Consider the following 18,524-nt stretch of genomic DNA (forward strand, 5'->3'; position numbering starts at 1 on the left):
CGCCGTGCAGTCGAGTTACGCCGTCCCCGCCGTCGCCCTCGTCGTCGTCGCCACCGTCCTGGTCGGCGCCTTCGGCCTGCGCATCTCCCGCACCACCTCCGACTTCTACGTCGCCTCCCGCACCGTGGGCCCCCGCCTCAACGCCGCCGCCATCAGCGGCGAGTACCTCTCCGCCGCGTCCTTCCTCGGCATCGCCGGGCTGGTCCTGGTGCAGGGCCCCGACATGCTCTGGTACCCGGTCGGCTACACCGCCGGCTACCTCGTCCTGCTCCTCTTCGTCGCCGCCCCGCTGCGCCGCTCCGGCGCCTACACCCTCCCCGACTTCGCCGAGGCCCGGCTCGCCTCCCAGGCGGTCCGGCGGCTCGCGGGCGCCTTCGTGGTCGGCGTCGGCTGGCTCTACCTGCTGCCCCAGCTCCAGGGCGCCGGACTGACCCTGACCGTGCTGACCGACGCCCCCGACTGGCTCGGCGGAGTCATCGTCGCCGTCGTCGTCACCGCCACCGTCGCGGCCGGCGGCATGCGCAGCATCACCTTCGTCCAGGCGTTCCAGTACTGGCTCAAACTGACCGCCCTGCTGGTCCCCGCCCTCTTCCTGCTGCTGGCCTGGCAGGCCGACGGCGCCCCCAGCCGCGCCTTCGACGAACCCGCCGCGTTCCGCGAACAGCGCACCGTCCGGGTCCAGGACACCCTCATCCTGAAGCTCGACGCCCCGCTCACCGTCACCGCCGACGGCACCGTGGACGGCCGCCGCCACGCCGGCACCCCGCTGACCCTGCCGGCCGGCACCCACCGCGTCGACGCCGGCACCCGCCTCACCTTCGCCCCGCACACCCCGGTCCCCGCCGCCACCGCCCGCGGCGCCGACGACGCGCTGTCCCCGTCCCGCGCCGAGAGCCGCACCGAACGCCCGCTGTACGCCACCTACGGCCTGATCCTCGCCACCTTCCTCGGCACCATGGGCCTGCCGCACGTCGTGGTCCGCTTCTACACCAGCCCGCACGGTGTCGCCGCCCGCCGCACCACCGTCGCCGTCCTCGGCCTGATCGGCGCCTTCTACCTGCTGCCGCCCGTCTACGGCGCCCTCGGCCGCCTCTACGCCCCCGAACTCACCCTCACCGGCGACGCCGACGCCGCCGTACTCCTGCTGCCCGACCGCATGATCGGGTCAGTGGGCGGCGACCTGCTCGGCGCGCTGGTGGCGGGCGGCGCCTTCGCCGCGTTCCTGTCCACCGCGTCCGGCCTGACCATGGCCGTCGCCGGCGTCCTCACCCAGGACGTACTGCCCACCCGCGGCGTACGCCACTTCCGGCTCGGCACCCTCCTCGCCATGGCCGTGCCGCTCGCGGCCAGCGTCCTGGTGGGCGGACTGCCGGTGGCCGACGCGGTGGGCCTCGCCTTCGCCGTCTCCGCCTCGTCCTTCTGCCCGCTCCTCGTCCTCGGCATCTGGTGGCGGCGGCTGACCCCGCCCGGCGCGGCGGCCGGAATGCTGGTCGGCGGCGGCTCCGCGCTGCTCGCCGTGGCCGCGACGATGGCCGGCTTCCCCGGCCCCGGCGCGCTGCACGCGCTGCTGGCCTGGCCCGCGCTCTGGTCGGTGCCGCTCGGCTTCCTCACCATGGTCCTGGTCTCGCTGGCCACCCCCGGCCGGGTGCCGGCCGGCACGGCGGCGGTCCTGGCCCGCTTCCACCTGCCGGAGGAACTGCACACCCAGGACCTGAGCCGGGAGGCGGCGGCGTCATGAGCGGATTCCTGGCCGGCCTCTGCGTCGCCGTGCTGCCGCTGCTCGCGGCCGGCTTCTGGCTGGGCCGGCGCACCGCCCGCCCCGAGAGCCTCGGCGACCTGGGCACCCCCGTCGAGCACGCCACCTTCCAGACCCTGCACACCGCCTCCCTGGCCGCGCCCCCGCTGCGGGCCGGACTGACCGAGGAGACCGCCCGCAAATCCGCCCGCAAGCTGCGCACCCTGCTCGGCACCGACGCGCTCTGCCTGACCGACACCGAACAGGTCCTGGTCTGGGACGGCGCCGGCGCCCACCACCGCACCGAGATCATGGAACTGCTGGCCGGCCCGCTCCAGACCGGCCGCGGCGAGGCGTTCCCGCTCAGCTGCGCCACCCCCGACTGCGCGGTGCGCTGGGCCGTGGTCACCCCGCTCACCGTCGACGACCGGGTGCACGGCACGCTGGTGGCCTGCGCGCCCCGCGAGTCCGCCGTCCTGGTCCGGGCGGCCGGCGAGGTCGCCCGCTGGATCTCCGTACAACTGGAACTCGCCGACCTCGACCGCTCCCGCACCCGGCTCATCGAGGCCGAGATCAAGGCGCTACGGGCGCAGATCTCCCCGCACTTCATCTTCAACTCGCTCGCGGTGATCGCGTCCTTCGTCCGCACCGACCCCGAACGCGCCCGCGAACTGCTGCTGGAGTTCGCCGACTTCACCCGCTACTCGTTCCGCCGGCACGGCGACTTCACCACCCTCGCCGACGAACTGCACGCCATCGACCACTACCTGGCGCTGGTCCGGGCCCGCTTCGGCGACCGGCTCGCCGTCACCCTCCAGATCGCCCCCGAGGTACTGCCGGTCGCGCTGCCCTTCCTCTGCCTCCAGCCGCTGGTGGAGAACGCCGTCAAACACGGCCTGGAGGGCAAGTCCGGCACCTGCCGGATCCAGATCACCGCGCAGGACGCGGGCGCCGAGGCGCTCGTCGTCATCGAGGACGACGGCGCCGGCATGGACCCCGCCCTGCTCCGCGCCATCCTCGCCCGCGAGGTCAGCCCGTCCGGCGGCATCGGCCTGTCCAACGTCGACGACCGGCTCCGCCAGGTGTACGGGGAGGAGCACGCACTCGTCATCGAGACGGCCGTCGGCGCGGGCATGAAGATCACCGTCCGGCTGCCGAAGTACCAGCCGGGCGTCCACTCGGCCGCCCGGCCGCGCCGCACCTGACCGCTAGGTACTGCGGGTGGCCACCATCCCCAGGGTGAGCAGCCCCAGCACCACCCAGCCGAACCACAGCCAGCCGTTGCTGCCGAGCGCCACCGTGTAGGCCGTCACCGCCACCAGGCCGCCGATGGTCAGCGCCCCCATCGTCTTCGTGGAACCGTCCGTGGAACCGGGCATCGCGGCACCCTCCTCATGGTTCGTTCCCCTCCATGGTGCCCCCATTCCGCCGCCGCGCGACGCGGACGACCGTCCCTGTTACGGAACGGCGGCGTGACCGCTCAGTTGCCCTGTGCGTTCAGTGAGGCCAGATAGGCGTTGTACGCCTCGAGCTCCTTGTCGCCGTCCCGGTCGGCGGCCCGGTCGGAGCGCTTGGCCTGCCGCTGGTCGGAGGCGTACCACTGGAACAGCAGCGCGATCAGCACCAGCACGGACGGCACCTCGCTGAACGCCCAGGCGATCCCGCCCGCCGCGTTCTGGTCGGAGAGCGCGTCGATGCCGAGCGAGGCGGGCGGGTTCTCGAACGTCGAGACCATCGGCGAGGACGCCATCATCAGCGCGATGCCGAAGAACGCGTGGAACGGCATGCCCGCGAACAGCTCCAGCATCCGCATCAGGTACCCCGGCCGGTGCGGACCCGGGTCCACGCCCATGATCGGCCAGAAGAAGACCACGCCGACGGCGAGGAAGTGCACCATCATCGCGATGTGCCCGACCTTGGAGCCCATCAGGAGGTCGAACAGCGGGGTGAAGTACAGCGCGTACAGGCTGGCGATGAACAGCGGGATGGTGAACAGGGGGTGGGTGACCACCCTCATGTAGCGGCTGTGCAGCAGCATCAGGAGCAGTTCCCGGGGCCCCTTGCTGCCCCGCACGGCGGCCGGCGGCAGCGCCCGCAGCGCGAGCGTGACCGGGGCGCCGAGCAGGATCAGGATCGGCGACACCATGCTGATGACCATGTGCTGCACCATGTGCACGCTGAACATGACCATGCCGTAGTCGTTCAGCCTGGTGCACATCATCAGCGCGATGCTCAGCACACCGGCGACGAAAGCGACGGTCCGTCCCACGGACCAGGCGTCCCCCCGCCGGGTCAGCCGCACCAGCCCCCACCCGTACAGCGCGAGCGCCAGCAGACAGGCGGCGAGGAAGAAGGGATCCAGGGACCACCCGAACCCCCGCCCCAGCGTGAACGGCGGCAGATCCATGGTCATGCCGTGCCCGCTGTGATCCATCGCCGGCTCCCATTTCGTACTGGTTGAACGCTGTCTGTCCGCCCCCAAGACTAGAACCGCCCCCGGCCACTCCTGCGACCGGGGGCACGACAGCCGACCTTCAGGGGCGCGGGGCTGTATCGATATGCGGCTCCGCCGCGTGGGCGCGACCAGCCCCACCCAACCCGCACCCGGCGTACTACAGGACACACTCCGCTTCCGCGTACCGATCTCCGGGCACCGTCTTCAACGTCTCCACGGCCTCCGCCAGGGAGACCATCTCGATCTCCGTCCCCCGCAGCGCCGTCATCATCCCGAACTCCCCGCGATGCGCCGCCTCCACCGCATGCCACCCGAACCGCGTGGCCAGCACCCGGTCGTACGCCGTGGGCGTCCCGCCCCGCTGCACATGCCCGAGGATCACCGGCCGCGCCTCCTTGCCGAGCCGTTCCTCCAGCTCGATCGAGAGCTGCCGGGCGATGCCCGCGAACCGCTCGTGCCCGTAGACGTCCTTGCCGCCCTCGTCGAAGGACATCGTCCCCGGCGTCGGCTTCGCCCCCTCCGCCGCGACCACGATCGCGAACCGCTTGCCCGCCGAGAACCGCTCGCCGACCTTCGCGGCCAGCTCCTCGATGTCGAAGGGCCGTTCGGGGACGACGACGGCGTGCGCGCCGGCCGCCATCCCGGAGTGCAGCGCGATCCAGCCGGTGTGCCGGCCCATGACCTCGACGATCAGCACCCGCTGGTGCGACTCGGCGGTGGTCTTCAGCCGGTCGAGGGCCTCCGTCGCGACCGTCACGGCGGTGTCGAAGCCGAACGTCACGTCGGTGACAGCGATGTCGTTGTCGATGGTCTTGGGGACGCCGACTATCGGCAGGCCGTTGTCGGACAGCAGCCGGGCCGCCTTCAGGGTGCCCTCGCCGCCGATCGGGATGATCGCGTCCAGACCCAGTTCCTGGACATGGCCCCGGGCCCGCTCCACACCGTCCCGCAGTTGCTCGGGGCGGACCCGGGAGGAGCCGAGGATGGTGCCGCCGCGGGCCAGGATGCCGCCCACGGCGTCGAGGTCGAGCTTGAGGTAGTCGCACTCCAGGAGGCCCTTCCAGCCGTCCCGGAAACCGATGACCTCGTCGCCGTGGTCGGCGACGGCACGGTGCACGACGGACCGGATGACGGCGTTCAGGCCGGGGCAGTCGCCGCCGGAGGTGAGGACACCAATGCGCATAGCCCGAATTACCTTCTCGATGGGGGCACGGGACCGGACCGCCCTGTCCGGCTCGATCCCCGCCACCCTAGCGGCATCGGGGGGCGGGCCCGCACCAGGCGTCCGCCTGCTGGACGAGCCCGCTCACCTGTGCGTATGGTCCATCAGACGGGCCTCGCGGGGCCCGTTTTCAGAGGCCGTCAGGCGGGCTGCTGGGCGGCCGCGATGCGCTCGTCGCGCAGCGCCTCGTACCAGCGGTCGTCGGTCGGCGGCAGCGCGTTAACGTCCAGCGCCAGCTTCAGCAGCAGGTCCGCGATGAGCGGGTTGCGGGCCAGCACCGGGCCGTGCATGTACGTACCGAAGACCGTGTCGTTGTACGCGCCCTCGGTGCCGTCCCCGGTGCCGTTGCCGTTGCCGAAGCGGACCTGGGCGAGCGGGCGGGCGGTGGGGCCCAGGTGGGTGACGCCCTGGTGGTTCTCGAAACCGGTCAGCGGGGGCAGGCCGAGGCGCGGGTCGATGTCGCCGAGCACGTCGCCGACGCACCGGGCGCCCTCGCCGCGCACCGAGACCACGTCGAGCAGGCCGAGGCCGGGCTCGCGCTGGCCCAGGTCGTTGACGAACTCGTGGCCGAGGATCTGGTAGCCGGCGCAGACCGAGAAGACGATCGCGCCGTTCTCCACCGCCCGGTGCAGCCCGCCGTCCCGGCGCAGCCGCTCGGCCGCGAGCCGCTGCGGCCGGTCCTCGCCGCCGCCGATCAGGTAGATGTCGCCGGAGGTCGGGATCGGCTGGTCGCTGCGCACGTCGACCCGGGCCACGTCCAGGCCGCGCTGCCGCGCCCGGCGCTCCACGACGAGCACGTTGCCCTGGTCGCCGTAGGTGCTGAGCAGGTCGGGGTAGATCCACACGACCCGCAGCTGGTTGTCGCTCACTCTCAAGTCCCCTACAGGTGTCGTGGTCAGTTGCCGACGCGGCGGCGCAGGTCCTGGAACGCGGTGTAGTTGGCGATGACCTCGATCCGGCCGGGCGGGCACTGCTGCACCGCCTGGTCGAGGTTCTCGCACACCTGGAACTGCTGGTTGGCCACCTCCAGGCGGACCGCGAGGTCCAGCTTGCGGTCGCCGATCACACAGATCGGGTGGCCGGTCAGCCGGGTGTAGTCCACGTCCCACAGCCAGGAGGTGTCGGTGCCGTCGGCGCCGCGCGCGTTGACCGAGAGGATCACCGGGGTCGGCGGCGGGTCGATCAGGGAGAAGGTCTCCAGCCAGCCGGCCGGGTTCTTGGCCAGCAGCAGGCGCAGGTCGCGGCCCTGGAACTGGACCACGTCGTAGCGGCCGGCCACCGCCTGCACCTGGTACATCCGCTCCAGGGCGACCTGCGGCGGCACCCCGAAGACGGCGGCGACGGCGGCGGAGGAGGCGGCGTTGGCCTTGTTGGCGCGGCCGGGCAGCTGGAGGTGGATCGGCCAGGCCGAGCCGTGCGGGTCGATGACGTGGTCGCCGGAGAGCGCCCAGCTCGGGGTGGGCCGGCGGAAGCCGCACTCGCCGCAGAACCAGTCGTCGCCGGGGCGCTGCATCACCCCGCCGCAGGACGGGCAGGACCAGGCGTCGTCCTTCCACATCTGCCCGGCGGCCACCCAGACCACGTTGGGCGAGGAGGAGGCGGCCCAGACCACCAGCGGGTCGTCGCAGTTGGCGACCACGACCGACTTGGAGCCGGCCAGGCCCTCCCGCCACGCCTCGGCGAGCATCCGGGTCTCGGCGGCGCGGTCGAGCTGGTCGCGGGAGAGGTTGAGCAGGGCGATGCACTTGGGGTCGGTGTCCCGGGCGACGCCCGCGAGGTACTTCTCGTCGACCTCGATGACGCCGTACCGGGCGTCGGAGCCGCCCGCCAGCGCGGAGGTGATGCCGGCCGGCATGTTGGCGCCGAGCGCGTTGGAGACGACCGGGCCGGCCGCCTTGAGCGCCTCGGCGATCAGCCGGGTGGTGGTGGTCTTGCCGTTGGTCGCCGAGACCAGGGTCACGTCCAGGTGCTGGGCGAGCCGGGCGAGGAGGTCGGGGTCGAGCCGGAGCGCGACCTTGCCGCCGATCACCGAACCGCTGCCGCGACCCGCGGCGCGGGAAGCCGCCGCTACCGCCTTGCCCGCGGTCACGGCCAGCTTGGCCCGCGGCGTGAGCGGGTCCGAGTTGCCTGCCATCAGTTCTCGATCCTCCTTGCGTACGCGCCGCGCCTGAAGCCTGGGAAGCCTGACGGCCACGTGGTGTGGACCTCAGCCTATCGAGATCCGTTCGCACTCCCGAACCGCGGCCCGCGCGGAGGGGGTGTTCGGGGCCCGTACCCTTGCGGCCATGCGACACGGCCCGATCCCGGGCGCCCGCGGGCGCGTCCGGCCCCTGACCCTGCTCGGAGACACGGTACTGCGCGAGCCGTGCCGCGAGGTCACCGACTTCGGCCCCGAACTGGCGGGACTCGTCGAGGATTTGTTCGCCACCATGTACGCCGCCCGCGGCGTGGGCCTGGCCGCCAACCAGATCGGCGAGCCGCTCAGCGTCTTCGTGTACGACTGCCCGGACGACGAGGACGTCCGGCACCTGGGCCATGTGGTCAACCCCCGGCTGGTGGCGGCCGACGGGGTGGTGCTGCGCGGACCCGAGGGCTGTCTGTCGCTGCCGGGCCTGGAGGCCGGGACCGAGCGCCACGACCACGCCGTCGTCGAGGGTTTCACCGCGGCCGGGGAGCCGGTCACCGTGCACGGCACCGGGTTCTTCGCCCGCTGCCTCCAGCACGAGTGCGACCACCTGCGGGGCGGTCTGTACGTCGACCACCTCACGGGATGGCGGCGCCGCCGGCTGGACCGGCAGGCCGCCAGGGCCGCCTGGAGCAGTTAGAAGACGGAGCGGCCGACGACCGGGACGGCCGACGACCGGGACGGTCGGCAACCGGGATGGTCGGAAACCGGAGCGGCTGGTGGTCGGGACGGTCGGCGACCGGGACGGTCGGCAACCGGGATGGTCGGAAACCGGAGCGGCTGGTGGTCGGGACGGCCGACGACCGGGACGGTCGGCAACCGGGATGGTCGGAAACCGGAGCGGCCGGCGACCGGGACAGTCGGCGACCGGGGCGGTCAGAAGCCGGGACGGTCGGAAACCGGAGCGGCCGGTGACCCGGGCGGTCAGAAGCCGGGGCCGCCGGTCCGGTCGTCCGCCGCCGCCAGCCGGCCCCACAGCAGGTCGGCCAGACTGCTCACCAACTCCTGGCGGGAGCAGGGGCGTTCGCCGAGCCACCAGTCGCCGGCGGCGTGCATCATCCCGACGATCCCGTGCCCCCACACCCGGGCCAGCTGCTGGCTGCCCGGTCCCAGGTCGAGGCGTTCCTCGATCACCTGGGCCAGTTCCTCGCCCATGCGGCGCAGCAGCGGCGCCGAGTGCTTGCCGACGTCGAAGCCGCCCTCGCCCTGCGGGCTGTCCGCCGGGTGCATCAGGAAGCGGTAGACCTGCGGACGGGCCTCGATGGCCGCCAGGTAGGTGTCCAGGGTGGCCGCGACGCGGGCCCGCCGCTCCGCCGGGGCGTCCAGGGCGGCCCGCAGCGAGGCGAGCAGCGCGTCGGTGTGGCGCTGGGCGAGGGCGGCGTAGAGGCCGCCCTTGTCGCCGAAGTGCCGGTAGAGGATCGGCTTGGTGATGCCCGCCTCGGCGGCGATGGCGTTCATCGAGGCATGCGGCCCGTCGCGCAGCACCACCCGGTCGGCGGCCTCCAGCAGTTCGCGCCGTCGCCGGTCGGCGGACCGCTGCTGATCGGTCCGCTGCCTGGTCTCCATGTGCTCTCCCCACCTGTGCCGATTCGGTGACGCCTGCGCAAAGTAGCACTCACCGCCCTTCGATGATCGAACGGGCTGCCGACGGGGGCGGGGAGTTGACTTTTCCTACCCATGAGTAACACACTGGCGTTACCGTTAGTAACACCTGGGTGCGTCACTGGAGGGGTCATGGCCGAGTTCACCATGGAGCTCAACGACGAACAGAAGGAGGTGCGGGACTGGCTGCACGGCTTCGCCGCCGACGTGATCCGTCCCGCCGCCGCCGAATGGGACGAGCGTGAGGAGACTCCCTGGCCGGTCATCCAGGAGGCCGCCAAGGTCGGCATCTACTCCCTCGACTTCTACGCCCAGCAGTACTTCGACGCCACCGGCCTCGGCATCCCGATGACGATGGAGGAGCTGTTCTGGGGCGACGCGGGCATCGCCCTGTCGATCGTCGGCACCGGCCTGGCCGCCGTCGGCGTCCTCGCCAACGGCACCGAGGAGCAGATCGGCACCTGGATCCCGCAGATGTACGGCGACGTCAACGATGTGAAGGTCGCCGCCTTCTGCTCCTCCGAACCGGACGCCGGCTCCGACGTGTCCTCGATGCGCACCCGCGCGGTCTACGACCAGGCCAAGGACGAGTGGGTGCTCAACGGCGCCAAGACCTGGGCGACCAACGGCGGCATCGCCAACGTCCACGTGGTGGTCGCGGTCGTCGACCCCGACCTCGGCTCCAAGGGCCACGCCTCCTTCATCGTCCCGCCGGGCACGCCCGGTCTGTCCCAGGGGCAGAAGTTCAAGAAGCACGGCATCCGCGCCTCGCACACCGCCGAGGTCGTCCTGGACAATGTCCGCGTCCCCGGCTCCTGCCTGCTCGGCGGCAAGGAGAAGCTGGACGCCCGCCTGGCCCGCGCCCGGGAGAAGGCCAAGAAGGGCGGCGAGCGCGTGAAGAACGCGGCGATGGCCACCTTCGAGGCGTCCCGCCCGGCCGTCGGCGCGATGGCGGTCGGCACCGCCCGCGCCGCCTACGAGGAGGCGCTGGAGTACGCGAAGACCCGCGAGCAGTTCGGCCGCCCGATCATCGACAACCAGGGCGTCGCCTTCCAGCTCGCCGACATGCGCACCTCCATCGACGCGGCCCGGCTGCTGGTGTGGCGGGCGTCCTGGATGGCCATCAACGGCAAGCCGTTCACGGCCGCCGAGGGCTCCATGTCCAAGCTGTTCGCGAGCGAGACCGCCAAGAAGGTGACTGCCCAGGCGGTGCAGATCCTGGGCGGCAACGGGTACACCCGCGAGTACCCGGTGGAGCGCATGCACCGCGACTCCGCGATCTACACGATCTTCGAGGGCACCAGCGAGATCCAGCGACTGGTGATCGCACGGACACTGTCAGGGATGCCGATCCGGTAGCGGCCGGCGGGCGACGCCTCCTTCGCCCGGCCGGGGCGCCGGGCGCCGCCTACGCCGCACCGGGCAGCCGCACCGTGACGACGAGTCCGCCGGACGGGCGGGCGGTCAGGTCGACGGTGCCGGTGTGGGCGCGGACCACGCTGTGCGCGATGGCGAGACCGAGGCCCACGCCGGCGTGTTCGTCGGTGCGTACCCGGTCCGTGCCGCGCCGGAAGGGTTCGGTGAGGGTCGGGATCAGCTCCGGCGCCAGCCGGGGGCCGGTGTTCTCGACCCGCAGCACGCTGGTGCCGCCGTCCGCCCCGGTGCGGACCGCGACCGTGCCGCCGCCTTCGGGCAGGTTGTGCACGACGGCGTTCTGGACGAGGTTGGTCACCATCCGCAGCAACAGCTCCGCCGAGCCGTCGGTCCGGGCCGCCGTGCCGGTGACGTCGAGCGTGATCCGGCGCTGTTCGGCGAGCGGCAGCAGCGTCTCGGCGGCCTCCTCGGCCAGCAGGGAGAGGTCGACGCGCTCCCGGGGGAAGGCCCCGCCGTCGCCGCGGCTGAGCAGCAGCAGGGCCTCGGTGAGGCCGATGGCCCGGGTGTTGACGGCGTGCAGGCGTTCGATGAGGTCGTGCCGGTCCCGGGTCGGGTCCTTGCGGGCGACGTCCAGCAGCGTCCGTGAGATCGCCAGCGGGGTGCGCAGTTCGTGCGAGGCGTTGGCGGCGAACCTGCGCTGCTCGGCGACGTGCGACTCCAGCTGTTCGAGCATCGAGTCGAAGGCGTCGGAGAGTTCCCGGAACTCGTCCCGGCGGCCCGTCATGCGGATCCGGTGGGACAGCGTCCCGTTCCCGGCCAGCCGTGCCGCCGCCGTGATCCGGGTGAGCGGTGAGAGCATCCGGCCGGCCAGCAGCCAGCCCCCGACCAGGCCGAACACCAGCAGACCGGCCATCGCCACGGCCGCGGCGGGCGCGAAGGTGTGGACGAGCAGATAGCGGTTGGGTGAGACCCCCAGCAGGCCCCGCGAGTTGTCCGGCACATAGCGCAGCAGGTACAGCCACACCACGGCCAGCAGCAGCGCACCGGCCACCAGCAGGAACCCGGCATAACTGAGGGTCAGCTTCAGCCGGGCACGGAGCCCGCGGCGGCTACCCATGCCCGCCGCCGGTGTCGATCCGGTAGCCGACCCCCGGCACGGTGGCGATCACCCACGGCTCGCCGAGCCGTTTGCGCAGCGCGGACACGGTGATGCGGACGGCGTTGGTGAGCGGGTCGGCGTTCTCGTCCCAGGCCCGCTCCAGCAGCTCCTCCGCGCTCACCACCCCGCCCTCGGCGGCGACGAGCACCTCCAGCACGGCGAACTGCTTGCGGGTCAGCGCCACATAGCGGCCGTCGCGGAAGACCTCCCGGCGGAACGGGTCGACCCTGAGCCCCGCCAGCTCCCGGACCGGCGGCCGGGCGTGCGCGCGTCTGCGGTCCAGCGCCCGCAGCCGCAGCACCAGCTCCCGCAGCTCGAACGGCTTGGTGAGGTAGTCGTCGGCGCCGAGCCCGAACCCGGACGCCTTGTCGTCGATCCGGTCGGCGGCGGTGAGCATGAGGATCGGGATGCCGCTGCCGGAGGCGACGATGCGCCGGGCGACCTCGTCACCGGACGGGCCGGGGATGTCGCGGTCGAGGACCGCCAGGTCGTAGGAGTGGACACCGAGCAGTTCCAGAGCGGTGTCCCCGTCGCCGGCGATGTCGGCGGCGATCGCCGCCAGGCGCAGACCGTCCCGGACGGCCTCGGCCAGATAGGGCTCGTCCTCCACGATCAGCACACGCATGTCAGGAGCCTAGGCGGACGCGCGTATCGCCGGCGTATGCGAAGCCGCCGGCGACCCGGTGCGCCACCAGCGCCGCGACACCAGCCCCGCCAGCACCGCGCCGGCCGCGTTGACCAGCACGTCGTCCACGGAGGACACCCGGTCCAGGCGCAGTACGTACTGCGCGGTCTCGACCAGTACCGAGCAGCCCGCCCCGAGGGCCAGCACCCGCGGCACGGACGCGAGCGCCGGCCACCGCAGCGGCGCGAAGCACCCCAGTGCCGCGAAGACCAGCAGGTTGCCGGCGATGCCGTACGGACCCATCGTGACCAGGTCCCGCAACGGCACCAGGCTCACCCGGGCCGGGGCCGTGCCGGCCGCGCCGCCCGGCATCATCGTCATCCACAGGAACGGCAGCGTGCCGTGCACCATGCCGACCTCCGCCAGCGACGTCCGCCAGGCCGCGGGGACGCCCCGGACCCGGCGGCGACCGGCCAGCGCCCACACCACCAGCACGGAGAGCGGCAGCGCGGCCAACGTCATGAGCACCACGCCGTTGAACGTGTCGAAGCAGCCGTGCCACCGCCCGGCCGCGCAGGTCGGAGCGGCCATCCTGAGCGGCCGCCGCACCACGTACGCGGCGCCCGCCGCGGCGAGGACCGCCAGGCAGAGCGGCACGGCCGCGCGCAGGCGGCGCGGCGGGGCCGGCGGAAACGTGTCGTTGTCCATGCCCTCATGGCAGCCGGACGGCCGTTGCCACGGCGTATCCGGTTCTCCATACGCCCGCGACAACCGCCGGGCGGGCGGGCTCACCCCGTCAGCGGTGCCGCAGCGGCGTCAGCTGCTCGATGTCGTACTTGGCCCGCAGCGCCTCGATGGCGGCGTGGTCCGGCGGGCCGCCGTCCTGGAGGATCTCCAGCAGCTCCTCGAAGTACCGCTCGTGATCCGGCGGCGGGCTGGCCTGGAAGAACATCTTCGCCGGGGTGTCCGTCGGATTGGCGAACGCGTGCGGACAGCCGGGCGGCACCACGATGACCGTGCCCGGGGTGGCGCGGACCACCCGGCTGCCCCGGCTCGACTCCCAGCGCCGCCAGTTGTCGGGCGTGCGGACGCGCGGCTCGAAGGCGAGCACGTCCAGCTCCCCTTCGAGGACGTAGAACAGTTCCTCGCTGCGGGTGTGCACATGGGCGCCGACGTCGAAGCCCGGCGGCACGATCACCTCGAAGGTGGAGGCCATCCGCGAATGCGAACCCGTCACCTTGAACGTCACGTGCTGGGCCGGGGCCTCGACCACCCGGCCGTGCCCCGGCGGCACCAGCAGCCCCTCGGTCGCCGTCATCGGCCGCTCACCAGGTGACCGGCAGGGCCTCGGGCCCGCGGATCAGCGCGCCCTTCTTGAACGGCACCTCCTCGGGCCGCACCGCCAGGCGCAGCCCAGGCACCCGGTCCAGCAGGGCGTCGACCAGCAGTTCCGACTCCAGCCGGGCCAGCATGCCGCCGGGGCAGTAGTGCGGGCCGAAGCCGAAGGAGACATGCGGGTTCGGATTGCGGGCCAGGTCGACGGCGTCCGGGTCGGGGAAGACCTCCGGGTCGCGGTTGGCGGCCAGATAGGAGACGTAGATCGCGTCGCCCGCCCGGATCCGCACCCCCCGGATCTCCACGTCCTCCAGGGCGATCCGGGACAGCCCGACCGCGTTGCGATGGGGAATCCAGCGCAGCAGCTCGTCGATGCCCCGGGGCCGGAGGTCCGGCTCCGCGCGCAGCCGCTCGGCCAGCTCGGGCCGGGTGAGCAGGGTGAAGAACAGCTGCCCGCTGTTGTTGGTGACCGCCTCGCCGCCGATCTGGAGCAGCACCGCGAGACCCACCGCCTCCTGGAGGGTGATCTCCTCCCGGCCGACGGCCGCGCCCAGCAGCGACGCCACGTCCTCGCCGGCGCTGTTCTCCCGCAGTGCGATCAGGTCGGCGAAGTAGGCGCCCATCTCCTGCTTGGCCCGCTCACTGACGTCGGCGCCGTGCGAGGAGGACAGGATCAGCTGGGTCCAGGTGTGCATGCCGTGCCGGTCGGCCGCCGGCACGCCCATCAGCTCGCAGATCACCGCGATCGGGAAGGGGCTGAGCACCGCCTCGGTGAGATCGGCGGGCGGCCCCTGCGCCAGCATCGCGTCGATCAGCTCGTCCAGCATCGCGCGGGACCGCTCGCGCACCCGCTCCACGCCCCGCGCGGTGAACGCCGCCGCCACCGAGCGGCGCAGCCGGGTGTGGTCCGGCGGGTCGAGGAAACCGACCGCGCCGCGGGCCGGGATGAAGTGCGGGGCGAGCCGGGTGACCTGCTGCCGGTCCATCACCGCCGCGCGGCCGAACCGGGGATCGTTGGTGACCATCCGCACGTCGTCGTAGCGGGTCACCAGCCAGGCCCAGCCCTCGCCGTTGGGCAGCGAGATCCGGGTCAGGGGCCCCTCGGCCATCAGCTCCCGCAGCACCGGGTCGAAGTCGGTGCCGGGCAGGTCCACGACCGGCCAGTTCCGCACCGGCGGGGCGGTCCGGGGGATCGTCTCTTCGCTCACGTTCGTCTCACGCCCTGGGTCTCGTCCGCGGTCTGCCAGCGGCCCAGCGACATCTCCGCGGTGATGCCGGGCCCGAAGCCCGCCAGCAGTCCGCGGGCCCGGTCGGTGGCACCGCCCTCGTCGAAGAGCCGGCGCAGTGCGTCCAGGACGACGGCGCTGGCGATGTTGCCGTACTCGGTCAGCGTGGCCCGGCTGAAGCGGAACGCGTGCGGCTCGACCTGGAGGAACTTGCTCAGGTCGTCCAGGATGCGCGGACCGCCCGCGTGCACGATGTAGAAGTCCAGGTCGGTGGCGTCCCAGCCGTGGGTGCGGGCCAGTTGCACCAGCGCCGGCGCCAGCGGTTCCATGGTGGCCGGCACCCGCTTGTCCAGCAGGAAGTGGAAGCCGGTGGCCTTCACGTCGTACATGATCCACTCTTCGGTCTTCGGGATCAGGTACGAGCCGTTGCGCTCCAGCGCCACGCCGGTGCCGCCCTGGCCGCGGACCACCGCGGCGGCGATGCCGTCGCCGAACAGGCCGTTGGAGAGCAGCGAGCCGATGCCGATGTCGGTGGGCTGGTAGCACAGCGAGCAGAACTCGCAGGCCACGATGAGCGCGTTGGCCTGCGGGTAGGCCGTGCAGAAGTCGTGCGCCCGGTTGATCGCCGCGCCGCCGGCCGCACAGCCCAGCTGGGCGATGGGTATCTGCCGGGTGGTGCTGTCGAAGCCCATCTCGTTGATCAGCCACGCGGTCAGCGAGGGCATCATGAAGCCCGTGCACGAGACGTAGATGATCACGTCGATGTCGGTGGGCAGCACCTCCGCGTCGTCCAGGGCCCGCTGGATCACCGCCGGGACCCGCGCCTTGGCCTCGGCCTCGTAGAGCTTGTTGCGGTCCTCGAAACCGGGGTGCTTCAGGGTCTCCTCGATGGGTTGCACGATGTGCCGGGTGCGCACGCCGGTGTTCTCGATCAGCCGGAGGGCCAGCGGCAGTTGGGGGTGGTCGGCGTGGCGCTCCCGCGCCAGCTCAAGCGTCTCCTCCATCGTGATCACGTGCTCTGGGACGGACACCGAGGGTCTGCACAAAGTCGCCATGAACCGTGCCTGCTTTCGCCTCCCGGAAGGCCCTTGCGCCCCCCGGTCAGAAACTGGTCCACCTCCAGGGGCGTTACCTCTCGGGGTAGACCTCCAGGGGTGTTCATCCAACGATCACCCGGCGGGACGCCGATCTCTCGCGGGGTTACTCCGTCTCGGGGACCCTGGGAGAGCGGCGCGGCATCAGGAGAGGGAGGAACCGATGGCCCGGACGGCACGGCACCTGCTGGAGACGACCACCGGAAAGCTGGCCCCCGACCCGGCGGCCAACCGGTTCGTGCCGCTGCTGGCGCGGGGCGCGGTGAGCCGGGACACGCTCGCCGCGCTGGCGCTGGAACAGCGCTGGGTGATCGCCGCCGACCGGCGGGCCTTCGAGTACCTCGCGCACCGCGCGGACGACACCCCGGACGTGGCGGCCTACTTCACGGCGCTCGCGGAGGGCGAGGCGCTCGCCGCGCGGAAGCTGGAGGCGTTCGCCGCGGCCTGCGGTGTGGGGGAGAGCCGGTCGGTGTCCCACGAACCGCTGCCCGGCTGCCAGTCCTACCCCGCGTACGTGGCCTGGCTCGCGCTGAACGGCTCACCCGCCGAGACGGTGCTCGCCGTGCACGCCAACTTCTCCGCCTGGGGCGGCTACTGCGCGACCGTCGCCGACGCGCTGCGCCGGCACTACGGCTTCGGCGACGAGGCGTGCGCCTTCTTCGACTTCTTCGCCGCGCCCGATCCGGCCCTGGAGCAGAAGGCGACGGCGGCGGTCCGGGCCGGACTGGACGGCGGCCACCTGAGCGAGGACCTCGTGCACCGCTACGGGCGGCTGCTGCAGGCGTACGAGGCGCGGTTCTGGCACAGCCTGTGGGAGCTGGAGCACCCCCGGGGCGATCAGGAGGACTGACCGCTGCTGTGCGCGATGCAGGCCACGTCGATCCGGTCGGCCAGCTTGGCCAGCTCGATGGTGAGCGCCGCCACCGTGTCCTCGTCGAGGCGGCCGCTCTCCCCGGTCTCCACCAGACGCAGCCACCGTCCGCCCATCGTGCGCAGCAGCTTGCTCACGTCGGCCGCGGCCACCTGAAGGGTGCCGCGGTCGTCGACGATCAGGGGCAGAGTCACTTCGCGGGTCACAGAGAAGGATCGTAGTCGCGGATGGCTCACGCTCCGTGCCATACGGTGGTGATGTTGCAGAACTCCCGGATTCCGTGCCCGGACAGCTCACGCCCGTAGCCCGACCGCTTGACCCCGCCGAACGGGAACGCCGGATGCGAGGCCGTCATCCCGTTGACGTAGACGCCACCCGCCTCCAGGTCCCGGACGAACCGGTCGACCTCGGCGCCGTCGCGGGTCCACACGTTCGAACTGAGACCGAAGTCGGTGTCGTTGGCGATCAGTACCGCCTCGTCCAGGTCGGCCGCGCGGTACAGCGTGGCGACCGGGCCGAAGGTCTCCTCGCGGTGGACCCGCATCTCCCGGTCGACGCCGGCCAGCACGGTCGGCGGGTAGTACCAGCCGGGCCCGGCGGGGCGCTCGCCGCCGCACAGCACCCGCGCGCCGCCGCGTACCGCGTCCTCGACCAGCTCGGCCAGGTCGGTGACGCCCTGTTCGCTGGAGAGCGGGCCGACGTCGGTGTCCTCGGCCATCGGGTCGCCCACCCTGAGCGCCTTCATGCCCGCCACGAACCGCTCCGCGAAGGCGTCGTACACCTCGGCGTGCACGATGAACCGCTTGGCGGCGATGCAGGACTGCCCGGCGTTCTGCGCCCGCGCGGTCACCGCGACCTCGGCGGCCCGGTCGACGTCGGCGGACGGCATCACGATGAACGGGTCGCTGCCGCCCAGCTCCAGCACCGTCTTCTTGATCATCTCCCCGGCGGTGGCGGCGACCGCGCGGCCGGCCGGCTCGCTGCCGGTCAGGGTGGCGGCCTTGACCCGCTCGTCGCGCAGGATGTCGTCGACGGCCGCCGAGCCGATCAGCAGGGTCTGGAAACAGCCCTCGGTGAAGCCCGCGCGGTGGAACAGGTCTTCGAGGTAGAGCGCCGTCTGCGGCACGTTCGAGGCGTGTTTGAGCAGGCCGACGTTGCCCGCCATCAGCGCGGGCGCGGCGAACCGGATCACCTGCCACAGCGGGAAGTTCCACGGCATCACCGCCAGCACCGGGCCGAGCGGCCGGTAGCGCACCAGCGCCCGGGACGCCCCGGAGTCCTTCACGTCCGTCTCGGCGGGCTCCTCGTCGGCCAGCAGCGCGGCCGCGCGGTCGGCGTACCAGCGCATCGCCTTGGCGCACTTCGCCGCCTCCGCGCGGGCCTGCCCGACCGGCTTGCCCATCTCGGTGGTGATCACCCGGCCGATCTCGTCCTGGTCGGCCTCCAGCAGCTCGGCGGCCCGCCGCAGCAGCCGGGCCCGTTCCTCGAACGTCGTGGTCCGGTACGTCCGGAAGGTGGCCTCGGCGAGCTGGAGCCGGCGCTCGATCTCCTCCTCGCCCATCGCCTCGTACGTCCTGAGCGTCTCGCCGGTCGCGGGGTTCACCGTCGCGATGGGCATGGCCGACCTCCCTGGCAGCGGGG

General features: G+C 72.5%; 19 protein-coding genes. 5 read left to right on the plus strand and 14 right to left on the minus strand.

The window, feature by feature from the left end:
* The first annotated feature begins 4 nt into the window (after positions 1–4).
* Both ACTT8P_RS17190 and ACTT8P_RS17195 read left to right on the plus strand, forming a co-directional pair.
* Positions 5–1,738 (plus strand): sodium/solute symporter, encoded by a 1,734-nt coding sequence (locus ACTT8P_RS17190; protein WP_442832523.1) that lies wholly within the window; start codon positions 5–7, stop codon positions 1,736–1,738.
* Positions 1,735–2,940 carry a sensor histidine kinase gene (locus ACTT8P_RS17195; RefSeq protein ID WP_361170082.1) on the plus strand — a complete coding sequence of 402 codons (1,206 nt, stop codon included), beginning with the start codon at positions 1,735–1,737 and terminating at the stop codon, positions 2,938–2,940. Before ACTT8P_RS17190 ends, ACTT8P_RS17195 begins: the two co-directional genes overlap by 4 nt.
* A 3-nt stretch (positions 2,941–2,943) precedes the next feature.
* Here ACTT8P_RS17195 and ACTT8P_RS17200 read toward each other — a convergent pair whose 3' ends face one another.
* From ACTT8P_RS17200 to ACTT8P_RS17220, 5 genes are all read right to left on the minus strand, one after another.
* On the minus strand, positions 2,944–3,114 hold the full coding sequence (locus tag ACTT8P_RS17200) for a hypothetical protein (RefSeq protein ID WP_361170079.1): 171 nt from the start codon (positions 3,112–3,114) through the stop codon (positions 2,944–2,946).
* Between the two features lie 101 nt (positions 3,115–3,215).
* The gene (locus ACTT8P_RS17205) at positions 3,216–4,169 is read right to left on the minus strand and encodes a cytochrome c oxidase assembly protein (RefSeq protein ID WP_442832524.1); all 954 of its coding nucleotides are present in this window, start codon (positions 4,167–4,169) and stop codon (positions 3,216–3,218) included.
* A 178-nt stretch (positions 4,170–4,347) separates the two neighbouring features.
* The gene (locus ACTT8P_RS17210) at positions 4,348–5,373 is read right to left on the minus strand and encodes a 6-phosphofructokinase (RefSeq protein ID WP_442832525.1); all 1,026 of its coding nucleotides are present in this window, start codon (positions 5,371–5,373) and stop codon (positions 4,348–4,350) included.
* Positions 5,374–5,552: 179 nt separating this feature from the next.
* Complete coding sequence (locus ACTT8P_RS17215; RefSeq protein ID WP_442832526.1) at positions 5,553–6,281, minus strand: type 1 glutamine amidotransferase; 729 nt, start codon at positions 6,279–6,281, stop codon at positions 5,553–5,555.
* A gap of 26 nt (positions 6,282–6,307) precedes the next feature.
* On the minus strand, positions 6,308–7,546 hold the full coding sequence (locus tag ACTT8P_RS17220; protein WP_361170067.1) for a MurT ligase domain-containing protein: 1,239 nt from the start codon (positions 7,544–7,546) through the stop codon (positions 6,308–6,310).
* Between the two features lie 151 nt (positions 7,547–7,697).
* Between ACTT8P_RS17220 and def the strand changes: the two genes are divergently transcribed.
* Positions 7,698–8,237, plus strand: a complete 540-nt coding sequence (def, locus tag ACTT8P_RS17225; protein WP_442832527.1) for a peptide deformylase — start codon at positions 7,698–7,700, stop codon at positions 8,235–8,237.
* A 284-nt stretch (positions 8,238–8,521) separates the two neighbouring features.
* Here def and ACTT8P_RS17230 read toward each other — a convergent pair whose 3' ends face one another.
* A complete protein-coding gene (locus tag ACTT8P_RS17230; protein WP_442832528.1) occupies positions 8,522–9,163 on the minus strand; it encodes a TetR family transcriptional regulator in 642 nt (213 codons plus the stop codon).
* 168 nt (positions 9,164–9,331) lie between these two features.
* On the opposite strand from ACTT8P_RS17230, the gene ACTT8P_RS17235 reads away from it, so the two are divergent.
* Positions 9,332–10,558 carry an acyl-CoA dehydrogenase family protein gene (locus ACTT8P_RS17235; protein ID WP_442832529.1) on the plus strand — a complete coding sequence of 409 codons (1,227 nt, stop codon included), beginning with the start codon at positions 9,332–9,334 and terminating at the stop codon, positions 10,556–10,558.
* A gap of 49 nt (positions 10,559–10,607) precedes the next feature.
* Here the strand turns inward: ACTT8P_RS17235 and ACTT8P_RS17240 are convergent, their stop codons facing one another.
* From ACTT8P_RS17240 to ACTT8P_RS17265, 6 genes are all read right to left on the minus strand, one after another.
* Positions 10,608–11,690, minus strand: coding sequence for a sensor histidine kinase (locus tag ACTT8P_RS17240; protein WP_442832530.1), 1,083 nt, complete (start codon positions 11,688–11,690; stop codon positions 10,608–10,610).
* Entirely contained in the window at positions 11,683–12,357 is a 675-nt protein-coding gene (locus ACTT8P_RS17245) for a response regulator transcription factor (protein ID WP_442832531.1), read from the minus strand. The genes ACTT8P_RS17240 and ACTT8P_RS17245 overlap by 8 nt, the downstream gene beginning before the upstream one ends.
* A 9-nt stretch (positions 12,358–12,366) precedes the next feature.
* On the minus strand, positions 12,367–13,065 hold the full coding sequence (locus ACTT8P_RS17250; protein WP_442832532.1) for a VanZ family protein: 699 nt from the start codon (positions 13,063–13,065) through the stop codon (positions 12,367–12,369).
* A gap of 88 nt (positions 13,066–13,153) precedes the next feature.
* Positions 13,154–13,675 (minus strand): cupin domain-containing protein, encoded by a 522-nt coding sequence (locus tag ACTT8P_RS17255; RefSeq protein ID WP_442832533.1) that lies wholly within the window; start codon positions 13,673–13,675, stop codon positions 13,154–13,156.
* A gap of 7 nt (positions 13,676–13,682) precedes the next feature.
* Positions 13,683–14,900 (minus strand): cytochrome P450, encoded by a 1,218-nt coding sequence (locus tag ACTT8P_RS17260; protein WP_442832534.1) that lies wholly within the window; start codon positions 14,898–14,900, stop codon positions 13,683–13,685.
* Positions 14,897–16,084: a type III polyketide synthase gene (locus ACTT8P_RS17265; RefSeq protein WP_442832535.1), complete on the minus strand. Its 1,188-nt coding sequence runs from the start codon at positions 16,082–16,084 to the stop codon at positions 14,897–14,899. Before ACTT8P_RS17265 ends, ACTT8P_RS17260 begins: the two co-directional genes overlap by 4 nt.
* A 91-nt stretch (positions 16,085–16,175) precedes the next feature.
* Between ACTT8P_RS17265 and ACTT8P_RS17270 the strand changes: the two genes are divergently transcribed.
* Entirely contained in the window at positions 16,176–16,862 is a 687-nt protein-coding gene (locus ACTT8P_RS17270; protein WP_442832536.1) for a transcriptional regulator, read from the plus strand.
* Here the strand turns inward: ACTT8P_RS17270 and ACTT8P_RS17275 are convergent.
* Positions 16,850–17,089, minus strand: coding sequence for a DUF6213 family protein (locus ACTT8P_RS17275; RefSeq protein WP_215168286.1), 240 nt, complete (start codon positions 17,087–17,089; stop codon positions 16,850–16,852). The genes ACTT8P_RS17270 and ACTT8P_RS17275 overlap by 13 nt on opposite strands.
* A gap of 26 nt (positions 17,090–17,115) precedes the next feature.
* Positions 17,116–18,501, minus strand: coding sequence for an NADP-dependent succinic semialdehyde dehydrogenase (locus ACTT8P_RS17280; RefSeq protein ID WP_442832537.1), 1,386 nt, complete (start codon positions 18,499–18,501; stop codon positions 17,116–17,118).
* Positions 18,502–18,524: the final 23 nt, after the last annotated feature.

The organism is Streptomyces sp. JW3, from assembly GCF_052216785.1.
Taxonomy (GTDB): domain Bacteria; phylum Actinomycetota; class Actinomycetes; order Streptomycetales; family Streptomycetaceae; genus Streptomyces.

What these genes read in the sequence shown, in the direction of transcription:
- ACTT8P_RS17195 (WP_361170082.1), top strand. Translation starts at nt 1,735, where the DNA reads ATGAGCGGATTCCTGGCCGGCCTCTGCGTCGCCGTGCTGCCGCTGCTC.
- ACTT8P_RS17200 (WP_361170079.1), bottom strand. Translation starts at nt 3,114, where the DNA reads ATGCCCGGTTCCACGGACGGTTCCACGAAGACGATGGGGGCGCTGACC.
- ACTT8P_RS17205 (WP_442832524.1), bottom strand. Translation starts at nt 4,169, where the DNA reads ATGGATCACAGCGGGCACGGCATGACCATGGATCTGCCGCCGTTCACG.
- ACTT8P_RS17210 (WP_442832525.1), bottom strand. Translation starts at nt 5,373, where the DNA reads ATGCGCATTGGTGTCCTCACCTCCGGCGGCGACTGCCCCGGCCTGAAC.
- ACTT8P_RS17220 (WP_361170067.1), bottom strand. Translation starts at nt 7,546, where the DNA reads ATGGCAGGCAACTCGGACCCGCTCACGCCGCGGGCCAAGCTGGCCGTG.
- def (WP_442832527.1), top strand. Translation starts at nt 7,698, where the DNA reads ATGCGACACGGCCCGATCCCGGGCGCCCGCGGGCGCGTCCGGCCCCTG.
- ACTT8P_RS17230 (WP_442832528.1), bottom strand. Translation starts at nt 9,163, where the DNA reads ATGGAGACCAGGCAGCGGACCGATCAGCAGCGGTCCGCCGACCGGCGA.
- ACTT8P_RS17235 (WP_442832529.1), top strand. Translation starts at nt 9,332, where the DNA reads ATGGCCGAGTTCACCATGGAGCTCAACGACGAACAGAAGGAGGTGCGG.
- ACTT8P_RS17240 (WP_442832530.1), bottom strand. Translation starts at nt 11,690, where the DNA reads ATGGGTAGCCGCCGCGGGCTCCGTGCCCGGCTGAAGCTGACCCTCAGT.
- ACTT8P_RS17245 (WP_442832531.1), bottom strand. Translation starts at nt 12,357, where the DNA reads ATGCGTGTGCTGATCGTGGAGGACGAGCCCTATCTGGCCGAGGCCGTC.
- ACTT8P_RS17250 (WP_442832532.1), bottom strand. Translation starts at nt 13,065, where the DNA reads ATGGACAACGACACGTTTCCGCCGGCCCCGCCGCGCCGCCTGCGCGCG.
- ACTT8P_RS17255 (WP_442832533.1), bottom strand. Translation starts at nt 13,675, where the DNA reads ATGACGGCGACCGAGGGGCTGCTGGTGCCGCCGGGGCACGGCCGGGTG.
- ACTT8P_RS17270 (WP_442832536.1), top strand. Translation starts at nt 16,176, where the DNA reads ATGGCCCGGACGGCACGGCACCTGCTGGAGACGACCACCGGAAAGCTG.
- ACTT8P_RS17280 (WP_442832537.1), bottom strand. Translation starts at nt 18,501, where the DNA reads ATGCCCATCGCGACGGTGAACCCCGCGACCGGCGAGACGCTCAGGACG.